Below are 9,676 nucleotides of genomic sequence, written 5' to 3'. Positions count from 1 at the left end.
GGCATCTTGCCTGTTGCTAAGAAAGAAAGGGGGCGGGCAAGATGCCCACCCCACAATAAAATTAACTCTTTGTGGAACAGGCATCTTGCCTGTTGCTAAATATTTTCAAATACCACAGTTTCCGAATAATTACTTCTCAACTATCACCGGAGTACCCACTGCGACTTTCTCAAATAAAGCTTGGGCATCTTTATCAAACATTCTGACACAACCGTGAGAAGCCGCTCGCCCGATCGACTCTGGAGTCGGAGTCCCGTGAAAACCGATCACATTCTTACCATCCGTCCAAAACCCGATCCACCTGCTTCCCAGCGGATTGTCCGGCCCTGCGGGTACAAGTTCTCCCGTCCAAGGATGTTCCCAAACAGGATCTTTAATCATTTGCATCACTTTAAAGTTGCCCGTGGGAGTTTCCCAGCCGTCTTTCCCCACAGCCACCGGAAAACTGGCTTGCACCTTATTTTTGCGGTAAACATAGACCCGGCGTTCTCGCAATTTCAGCACTAAACGCACTTCCTCAATCGCATTTTCCGGCGCGTTTGGTTCCTGCGGAAGATACCTAGACGGTTCGCCTAATGGTGGCAGTTCGGGAACTCCGAGATTTGGCAATTTTACATCAGATTTTGGCTGCTGGGCGATCGCACTATTACTCCAATTAGCCACCGGTTCGGCAGCTACCTGCTGCTGTAAGGCGACAGACAGCGCCGCTGCGCTCAAACTCAGCACAATTAAGTTGTTAAATAAAAATTTGCTGTTCACCATTATTTTGTTCGCTAAACTCTTCACCAGCAGTTCCTACAAAGTTCTTATCTAATTATCCGCAAACTCCACCGGAAAGCCAAAATTTAGAGATGGCTTTTTAACTGTAAATGCCCTGCCCAGTTTTTAGTTTCCATTTCACAAATTATAACTTATTTAACTGCCACAAAATTGGTTTGTAGTGAGGACTTTAGTCCTTGAAATTTGATGCGGACTGAAGTCCTCACTACAAACCAATGTTGTTTGTAGTGAGGACTTTAGTCCTTGAAATTTGATGCGGACTGAAGTCCTCACTACAAACAATATTTTTTATTGCGGGTAATTGACCGGAGATGATATAGCTCAACACAAGACTTACGCGGTAATACCAAATAAACCGGGGTTTTATACGGGGAACGGTGGCGCTCCGCTAGAGATTTTCGCGAACAAATCCGGTTGATGGGTAAATCGTGCAAGTCAATGATTGAATTTTACCTCCGACTCATTTGATTTTTTGATCTGTGGCAGACTGGCGATCGCAAATTGAAACTATGGCGCTGCTGCATCCGGCAAGCATAATCTGTCTGTTGGCAGAGTTTGCCGCCCGTGCCGCAACAGTTAGAGGGGCGCAAAAAAACGGAAACGGTCGATCGAACAAACTCAATATATCACGCCGACACTCTAGAGATCCGAAGCACTGAACTTCTTGTAACTTGGGAACTTATGATTTAAAATTTAGTCTTTCAAAACTTGTTCGATAATCTTTTTTTGAGATTGTCCTAAATTTACTACTCCGGGGATTAAACTGGATTAGGTTTAAAGGTTGGGACTTTCGCGCAGCGAAAGCAAGCCCGACCCTAAATAGCAGTTAATGTGAGGTTTCAATGCGTCTTCAGAAGATCAAATTATTTACAGGTGCAACCCTGTCGGTGCTAATATCGGCGGTTTCAGTGCTTCCTGCGATGGCTAACCCTCCAATTGAAATAGCCCAAACGCAGAGCACCACAACAGCCAACGCTCAAACCATTATTGGTTTTGTCAAAAATATTGTCGGCGACATAGTAACAATTAGCCCAGAAAGCGGGCCGTACAGGACTCTCAGGATTCAAAGATGCATCCTGAGAATTACTTCTCTGGTACCGGGAATGAAAGTCAGAGCCACCGTAGCCGGAGATCAGGTAGAAAGGCTCGTCGTGATCCCCGATTATAAAGTAGTCTCTACCACAGTTGTTCGTCCCCCCGCTCCAGCACCGCGTCCGGCCCCTGAACCGCCACCGCGTCCGGCTCCCGCTCCCCGCCCAGTTCCTCGTCCGGCTCCCGCTCCGGCTCCGCGTCCGATTCCGGCTCCGCGTCCAGCTCCTCCTGTGAGAGGACTTTGGTAGAACTAGATTTCTAACCAGAATTAAGCCACCGCGCGCGCGGTGGCTTCGCTTTTTCAGAGCAGTTAGAATAAAAGAATTGTCCAGCAATTGTTGAGAAATCGCTGCTATGTATTACCTGCGTTTCTTGCTGCTAATTCTGCTGTTACCCCTGGTTGCGTGCGATCGAGCTACCGATGCTACAGCGACTCCTGTACCCGCACCAACTCCGCTGTCGCAAATTCCCTCCGTTGCACCGCTGACAAATGTTCGTACAAATCAAATTGTACCGACCAAACCGCTTTCGCCGCAGCCGATCCGCATTGTTGCAACTGCTTTGCCGCAGCCTTTCGCCACCCAAAGCGCCTCGAAACCTCCTCAAGTAGTACCGATTCCCCCATCGCCAGTGCTGCAAGTCCCTCCTGGCTTTGTCGTCAGCGTTTTTGCTGACAATTTAGACGCTCCCCGATGGCTGGCTTTGACGCCGACAGGAGATGTTTTGGTAACAGAAACCAGGCAGAATCGGATTAGGCTGCTCAGGGATGCCAACGGTGATGGCGTTGCTGAGGTGAACATGACTTTTGCTAGCGCCCAAAACGGCTTAAATATTCCCTTTGGCATGGCTTTTGCCGATCGCTATTTCTTCCTCGGAAACACCGCCGAAGTCCGCCGATTTCCCTACACAAAAGGGCAGGAACAATTAACAGGTACTGGTGAAAAAATTGCCGATTTACCGGGCGGTGGCTACAACCAACACTGGACGCGAAACGTTGTCGCCTCCCCGAACAACCGCCAGTTGTTTGTATCAGTTGGTTCCCAGTCTAATGCCGATTCCGAACCCTTGCCGAGGGCGTCTGTGCAAGTGATGAATTTGGACGGTACAAACCAGCAAACTTTTGCTTCCGGTTTGCGAAATCCCGTCGGATTGGATTTTCACCCAAAAACTAATCAACTCTACACGACAGTCAACGAGCGCGACGGTTTGGGAGATGATTTGGTGCCGGATTACTTGACCCGAATTCGTCAAGGCGAGTTTTACGGCTGGCCTTATACTTATTTTAAGCCAAATTTGCTCGATCCGCGCCACGTCAAAAATGGCAAGAGCGATCGACCAGATTTAGCAGCTAAAACATTGATGCCAGACGTGCTGTTTCAGGCCCATTCGGCAGCTTTGGGACTTCAGTTTTACGACGGGAAAACGTTTCCCAAAAGATTTTTTAACGGCGCGTTTGTGGCGTTTCGGGGTAGTTGGAACCGGAATGCAGGAACGGGTTATAAAATTGTGTTTGTACCTTTTAATGCGGCGACTGGACGCCCTCAAGGTTATTATGAGGACTTTCTGACTGGTTTTCTCACAGATCCGTCGGGCCCGAAAACTTGGGGGCGGCCTGTTGGTTTGCTGGTTTTACCTGATGGGAGTTTATTGTTTACTGAGGAAGCGAATAACCGGATTTATCGCGTGCAGTATCGTGGCTGAGCAAAGGGCGATGGATTAGATACCCGACTTCTTGAAGAAGTCCGGTATCTGGCTGTTTAATCAGCTTCAAACCTTGCTAAGTTGAGATTCACCGGAAACTTTTTGAAAAATTAACAACTTATCTTCTGCCGCTGTTTCGCGATTTAAATCAGACAGTTCGTAATAGGAATCTGTTTCTGGCAAGTAGATTTCCGGTAAATTCTCAGGCAGGATTAAATAAGTGTTTTTCACCTGTAAAGCATTGTCTATATCTAATGAATATAGAAATCCGTCAACAGGATTTACAATTAACTGGTGAAATGAAACTTGTCCCTCTATGTAAAGCTTGAGAGTTGGTTGTGCAACTCTGAAAACCAACCAGCGATTGTACAAATTATCTACATCGCACCAAGAATAAAGATAGCTATCGCCGTATTCATTCTCAAAAAGCGATAGCAGGGGGCCGTCGAAATACTCTAAATTGACTATGCTTCTAAGAGATAAAGGAAATTTACTTAGTTTAAATCCTATTAATTGTTCCACTTTTTTTTACCTTACAATAAACAAGATGTTATTACAAATTTTGCTGCCAAATCAGCATTAGCAAACTCATGTAGGCTCAAGTGACCGTTATCATCTATTTTGGAGACAACTCCATCTGTCTTGTCGATCGCTCCTGCTGCTATGTGAGTCCCCAGAGAATCGCGCAGTTTTTTTCTTTTTTTTGTTAGTTTTAAATAACGGTTTTCGGCATTTTCCCTGGTATCAAATAATGATAGCGCATAACCTTGACACCTGGTAGCTTCAGTTTCTGGTTTTAGGTTGCGCTGCGGAGTTATTATCAGCACCGGTTTAAAGTTATTAATAGCTCGTTCATCATTGGGCTCAAATACAAATCTAAAAGCCAGCATTTCTTGCGGTTCATAGTCCAGTGGCGGGCATTTAGTTGAAAGCTTATCTATATGTTCTTGGTGTTTGAAACACATATTGATAATTTTAGTATCCTAAAGGTTTTGTGTAAGCGCCCTAAAATCCCGAACCCGGTTGTGTCAAAAACTCTGCTTCTTCGGGAGTTGTGTCGCGTCCGAGAATTTGATTGCGGTGGGGAAATCTACCAAAACGCTCGATGATTTTAAAATGTCGCACTGCAAAATCAATGACAGAATCGCTATCAGGTTCGCCGCTGAGTTGGCGAAATGATTCCACAGATTTTTCCTGGTGTTCTAAGTTTTCGCTGTGTTCAAAAGGCAGGTAGATAAACCACTTTTGTAAAGTCAACAATTCGCGATCGAAGTTATTGTTAACAGCGTGTTGGGCGGCGGCTAAGGCTTTGCTGTCTGTGGCGAAGGCTTGGGGATTTTCGCGAAACATATTGCGCGGAAATTGATCGAGCAGTATGATTAATGCTAGGCAGTTTTCCGGGGAATCTTGCCAGGAGTAGAGTTTACCGGATGCTGCTAGTTCGTATTCTGCTAGAAATAGCGATCGCACTTCCGTATCAAAATCGGCATCTTTCTCAAACCACTTCTTTTGAACTTTACCAAATTCTGGAGAGTTCGATCGACCAAACCAAAAATCTAAAACTTCATTCATTACCAATCTAGTTAGCCATTGATTATTGATGGCAATTGAGGCATCTGTAGTTGCACAAAATCTACTTGATGTGCAACTACAAATCGCAGCGATTAATGATTACCAAAGATGACTCCGCCCAAACACAGGTACTTGCTTTCCGACGCTATCGAGGGTGGAGAAAAAAAATTAGATTACAGAGTTTAAGCTTCCAGATTCATCTGTTATCGAGTAAATCTAAAATCTAAAATCTACAATCTAAAATCGACTGACTTAGGAACTTTTGCTGTCCGGTACTTAAATTTACGAACTGGTAAACAGTCTGTCCCAAGTTTTTCCTCCCACAATTCCGTCTACAGGAAGGTTGGCTTCCCGCTGAAATATTTTCACTGCATCTAGGGTTGTTCTACCAAAGATGCCATCAAGTGCGATCGGTTCTGGACACACACCGCGGGCGTTTAACAATTTTTGCAGTTTCCTCACATCTTCGCCTCTCGATCCGTGTTTTAAAATCCTTTTATGGAATCTAACTTCTGGTTCGTGGCAATCATTAGTGTGGCAAACTTTGTCGCCGGCGCCCCCTGAATAAGTGGCTGCATTGGCGCCTGTCAAAACTAATATGCCGAGAACTGCTAGTAAATAATAAAAAGTCTGCGATCCAACCATACTTTCCCTGTTAATTTTCTCAAGCGTTTTCTGCAAGTTTGACCCGCAACAAACGGGTAAAAGCCACCGACTAAAGTCGTGGACGATCTCAAAATTTTAGAATTTTGTTGAAGCTCCCAGATTCAATCCGAGAGTCAATCTAAAATCTAAAATCTAAAATCTAAAATCGACTGACAATTGTTTGAGAGTGAGAAACCGGGTTTCTGGGATGGAGGCGTCCAATCTCGATTGACCGGGTTTCTGGCAACAGTCAACAGACATTCTACAATATAAGTGGCTTTACTGCAAAATCTTTGATCGTGCAAGTTAAATTTTGTTGCTCTTGGGTTGCAGCAAAGGTAACAATTACTTCGCACGCTACAGAAACTGTCAGCATTACCAAGTTTCTCGCCAGCGGGTAATCGCAAACGTCATCATTCGCCGCGGTCGGAACCCGATAGTGTTGGTTCCAAATTATTTCGGAGTAATCGGCGGCTAATCCGACGTGCACGCAGGGAATGGAGGCACTCGCACAGTAATCTTTGACTGCTTGCCGCCCGATGCTGTTATCAAAAGTATCGATCGCCAGGGCGCTGTTGGCAAGCAGTCGATCGACATTGGCGGGTGTCAATTCCTTTGAGTGCACGTCAACGCTGACGGACAAAGCGCGGTACAGGTTGTTGGCGAGAATTTTGGCTTTGAAGGCGCCGATGTCCGATCGATAGTAGGGTTGAGTGGAAAGGTTGCGCTCTTCGATGCGATCGCGATCGACGACTCTTAACTGGCAAAAGCCCGATCGCGCCAGACTCTCTACAATATTCGCACCCAAAGCACCCGCGCCGCACACCGTTACCGGGAAATTTTTAATCAGCGACATCACTGCGGCACTTCGGTAAAGTTGTTCGTGAAAAAAGGGAATTGGGAATTGGGAATTGGGAATTGGGAATTGGGAATTGGGAATTGGGAATTGGGAATTGGGAATTGGGAATTGGGAATTGGGAATTGGGAATTGTTCAGCTATTCTGTATTGATTTTTTATGGCAAAAACAACTAAAACTCTTGTGGGGTGGGCTTCTAGCCCGCCCCAGACGTACAAATTAAGGGTGCATCTGGTTTTTGAAGAGGGCGAAGCATGACCGCATATAAGTTATTAGTTATAATCTCCTATTTTCTGCGGTCATGCTTCGCCCCTACGGATATATTCGCTGGCATTGAGATGACCCCAAATTAAATGCTGTAAAGCTTATCTATCTTCGACTACTCCGACTAATGACTGCAAGTCAAAATCCTTGTCCAAGCCACTGAGACAAATACCAGAACTCATAACTGTTAAGTCATTTTTGGCGATCGCCGAACTATGATGTTCTCCACTAGCGCTAGTCCATTCAACCAACCAATAATCAGCGCGATCGCTAAAATCCCGCAACTCACCGCCGCCCATCTTCAACGCCCGCTGCAAGCGCTGTTCGTCGCGTACTTTCGGAGCGAAATCTTTAATATTTCTAGTCGCCAATTCATAAACAATTCGCATTTCCGGCGTCATTCCTTTAAAGCGAACATCTTGAGGCAAAATCAACTTTTTCAAAGCATCTTTCAACTCCTCACATAGCAGCGGATCGGCGCGCCGATCAATCTCTTCAAACCACAAACAATTACCGTCCCACCGCGCCACAATCTGCTCGAACTGGGAGCTTTCACTCACTAAATGTACTGCTACAGGTTTAGCAAAACCCACGCGCTGTTTAGCATCAGACTCGTTAACAGGATAGGTCAGCCAACTTTGCCCTTGTAGCACGCGAGCTAATTGCAAGCGAATCGGTACAAGCAGTTGCAAATACTCGGCGACTTGTGGCAAACTAGGTTCCTCAACTACAGCAGCAATTTTATTATTAATTGCCTCCAAAATAGCCCATCCTTCAAAGTTGCGCTGCTGCAATTGAAAAGTATAAATCATGCCACATATCTTTGTCCGCACCCTTCCCCCTCGAACGCAAGGAGCCAGGAATTGAGTATCGAGCAGTTCCCCTTCTTGGGCCGCGAGTTGGCTGATAATCTTGCGGATATTTGCCATGGAAGTGACCTCCTTCAACAGTTGACAGTTGACAGTTGACAGTTGACAGTTGACAGTTTAAGAGCGACCTTTACCTAGAAGGAAGAGGATTGGAGTAATGAATAGTCTGATTTTAATTTCTCCCTATCGGGGAGAGGCTTTCAACCAATTCTTTCTGGTAATTTTACTTGTTTTTACACGATCTGCATATAAACTAAGAGAATATAAACATTTACTAACAATCTTGACATCAAGGGAATTCCGAATATAATATTGAGCAAGTATTCAAAGTTAACGTTGTAAAAATATCAAGTAAATATGCTGCAAAAACTCTGTTTTAAGTTAGTAGTAGTGACAAGTCTGACACTTCCTATTGTTGGCTCTGCCCAAGTAGCTAAAGCTCAGAACACTCATGGAGCTACTGCTTATTCTCCGACTTCTGACGCCACCGGTATTAGTTGGGATCATGGTACAGAGAAAGAAGCACTAGATGCAGCAGTAGCCGCCTGCAATCAACAAAGTGGTGGGGCTAACGATTGCCAAGCGCTGACCTCTAATACCAATAATTGTGGAGCGATCTCAGTAGGCAAAGGAGGAGCAGGTGCGGGCTGGGGCGATGATAAAGCAGCAGCAGAAGCTCAAGCTCTCGCTGCTTGCAGCGAACTGGAAGGAGGCAACTGTAAAATTCAGCTTTCAGCTTGCAACAAGTAATTGAATGATGAATTTTTGTCGGAGTGGTGTATATTTTCTCTTGTAAAATAGCTGAGAAAATAGCCATATTATGTCCGTTTATTTACGCGAGAAAAATGGTTTCTAGTGAGGACTTTAGTCCGCAGAAAGAAGGACTAAAGTCCTCACTACAAACCAGTAGGGTGCGCCGCAGCGCACCTTACCCAATTAATCTCCTACTTCAGAGGTAACTGCATCCGGCGGCAGCAAACTTTCTAATCTATCTTTAGACCAGTATTCAGTAGGATAGGCGAGTGCAATAATATCAGAAAGTCGAATCAACCACGTAACTTGTCCGTAAGCATCGGTATTTTCCCCGTGTTCGTTAGGGGGAACTATCACCAAAAGTTCTGCAAACTCCCCGAACAAATTAATCGGGATGCCGCCGAAACTACTATTATTTGTTTTAATCCAAACTTTACAGCCTCGATCGAGGGCTTCTTGGAGTCGCTGGGACAGTAAAGTGGATTTTTTGACCTGGGATTTTTTGGCTTTCGACTTTTTTCCCATAGTTTTAAGAAGTTAAAGTAGTTGTACTGTGAGTTGCACGGTGGGTTACACAGTGGGTGGAGATTGGAGTGCGATCGTCTTCTAGGGCTTCGTTAACGCGATTTGCTATTGAAACTGACAAAACGAAAAAGGACGATCGCCCGATCGACACCCTACCAGTCTAGTCTATAAGAAAGTGCCACACTGCGATCGCCATAACAATTTAATTACAAAATCGGGAAATGAGCTGCGGTATCAAGTTACAGAGTGAGTTAACAGTCTCCGTATTTATACTGTGCCCAAATGCAGTATAATCGGCGAAGTCTTCCCAAATCGTTTAACTAAAACAATGGACTGGCGAAAGCTCATTCATCCCAACCCGAAAACTTCAACAATTCAACCACCAGCGCCAGAAACTCGATTGTCTGTAGAATTCCTGTTGGGGCTGTTTGCGGCGGGATGGACAGAAGAGCAAGTTTTAGAGAAATATCCTACACTCACTTCCCCCAAGCTGCGCGCTGCTTTGGCTGCTGCGGATTCGCAGTTAGGGACTCGCGGACAAATAAAATACCAGTCAAAATGGGATAATCGTGATATCCCATTTTGGTAAAGTTTCAGAACGTTGCCATGAGGGCAAAT

The 9,676-nt window shown here is 45.2% G+C and carries 13 protein-coding genes; 5 read left to right on the top strand and 8 right to left on the bottom strand.

Features of this window, described 5'->3' with window-relative positions; translation table 11 throughout:
• Window positions 1–129: 129 nt before the first annotated feature.
• On the bottom strand, window positions 130–762 hold the full coding sequence (locus JGK07_RS32305; protein WP_293198251.1) for a L,D-transpeptidase: 633 nt from the start codon (window positions 760–762) through the stop codon (window positions 130–132).
• Between the two features lie 860 nt (window positions 763–1,622).
• Between JGK07_RS32305 and JGK07_RS32300 the strand changes: the two genes are divergently transcribed.
• Both JGK07_RS32300 and JGK07_RS32295 read left to right on the top strand, forming a co-directional pair.
• On the top strand, window positions 1,623–2,120 hold the full coding sequence (locus JGK07_RS32300) for an autotransporter (RefSeq protein WP_293185026.1): 498 nt from the start codon (window positions 1,623–1,625) through the stop codon (window positions 2,118–2,120).
• 106 nt (window positions 2,121–2,226) lie between these two features.
• Complete coding sequence (locus JGK07_RS32295) at window positions 2,227–3,573, top strand: PQQ-dependent sugar dehydrogenase (RefSeq protein WP_293185024.1); 1,347 nt, start codon at window positions 2,227–2,229, stop codon at window positions 3,571–3,573.
• Between the two features lie 66 nt (window positions 3,574–3,639).
• Here JGK07_RS32295 and JGK07_RS32290 read toward each other — a convergent pair whose 3' ends face one another.
• The 5 genes from JGK07_RS32290 to JGK07_RS32270 form a co-directional block, all read right to left on the bottom strand.
• The gene (locus JGK07_RS32290) at window positions 3,640–4,095 is read right to left on the bottom strand and encodes a DUF6575 domain-containing protein (protein WP_293185023.1); all 456 of its coding nucleotides are present in this window, start codon (window positions 4,093–4,095) and stop codon (window positions 3,640–3,642) included.
• Window positions 4,096–4,106: 11 nt separating this feature from the next.
• On the bottom strand, window positions 4,107–4,538 hold the full coding sequence (locus JGK07_RS32285; RefSeq protein WP_293185022.1) for a hypothetical protein: 432 nt from the start codon (window positions 4,536–4,538) through the stop codon (window positions 4,107–4,109).
• A 40-nt stretch (window positions 4,539–4,578) separates the two neighbouring features.
• Window positions 4,579–5,145 carry a DUF924 family protein gene (locus JGK07_RS32280; protein WP_293185021.1) on the bottom strand — a complete coding sequence of 189 codons (567 nt, stop codon included), beginning with the start codon at window positions 5,143–5,145 and terminating at the stop codon, window positions 4,579–4,581.
• Between the two features lie 282 nt (window positions 5,146–5,427).
• The gene (locus JGK07_RS32275; RefSeq protein ID WP_293185020.1) at window positions 5,428–5,790 is read right to left on the bottom strand and encodes a peptidoglycan-binding domain-containing protein; all 363 of its coding nucleotides are present in this window, start codon (window positions 5,788–5,790) and stop codon (window positions 5,428–5,430) included.
• Window positions 5,791–6,052: 262 nt separating this feature from the next.
• Window positions 6,053–6,646 (bottom strand): ThiF family adenylyltransferase, encoded by a 594-nt coding sequence (locus JGK07_RS32270; RefSeq protein WP_293225729.1) that lies wholly within the window; start codon window positions 6,644–6,646, stop codon window positions 6,053–6,055.
• 27 nt (window positions 6,647–6,673) lie between these two features.
• Here JGK07_RS32270 and JGK07_RS32265 point away from each other — a divergent pair, with 27 nt between their 5' ends.
• A complete protein-coding gene (locus JGK07_RS32265) occupies window positions 6,674–6,823 on the top strand; it encodes a hypothetical protein (protein WP_293291230.1) in 150 nt (49 codons plus the stop codon).
• Between the two features lie 189 nt (window positions 6,824–7,012).
• On the opposite strand, the gene JGK07_RS32260 is transcribed toward JGK07_RS32265, so the two are convergent.
• On the bottom strand, window positions 7,013–7,840 hold the full coding sequence (locus JGK07_RS32260; RefSeq protein WP_293185018.1) for a hypothetical protein: 828 nt from the start codon (window positions 7,838–7,840) through the stop codon (window positions 7,013–7,015).
• A 297-nt stretch (window positions 7,841–8,137) separates the two neighbouring features.
• Here JGK07_RS32260 and JGK07_RS32255 point away from each other — a divergent pair, with 297 nt between their 5' ends.
• Window positions 8,138–8,530: a DUF4189 domain-containing protein gene (locus tag JGK07_RS32255; RefSeq protein ID WP_293185016.1), complete on the top strand. Its 393-nt coding sequence runs from the start codon at window positions 8,138–8,140 to the stop codon at window positions 8,528–8,530.
• Between the two features lie 186 nt (window positions 8,531–8,716).
• Here the strand turns inward: JGK07_RS32255 and JGK07_RS32250 are convergent, their stop codons facing one another.
• Window positions 8,717–9,058 carry a hypothetical protein gene (locus tag JGK07_RS32250; protein WP_293185015.1) on the bottom strand — a complete coding sequence of 114 codons (342 nt, stop codon included), beginning with the start codon at window positions 9,056–9,058 and terminating at the stop codon, window positions 8,717–8,719.
• A gap of 328 nt (window positions 9,059–9,386) precedes the next feature.
• Here JGK07_RS32250 and JGK07_RS32245 point away from each other — a divergent pair, with 328 nt between their 5' ends.
• On the top strand, window positions 9,387–9,647 hold the full coding sequence (locus tag JGK07_RS32245; protein ID WP_293243470.1) for a DUF433 domain-containing protein: 261 nt from the start codon (window positions 9,387–9,389) through the stop codon (window positions 9,645–9,647).
• The last annotated feature ends 29 nt before the right edge of the window (window positions 9,648–9,676 follow it).

It is taken from the genome of Microcoleus sp. PH2017_24_DOB_U_A (assembly GCF_020738205.1).
Lineage (GTDB): Bacteria > Cyanobacteriota > Cyanobacteriia > Cyanobacteriales > Microcoleaceae > Microcoleus.
The sequence above is the reverse complement of the archived record's forward strand: the minus strand, read 5'-3'. Positions and strand labels throughout refer to the sequence as shown.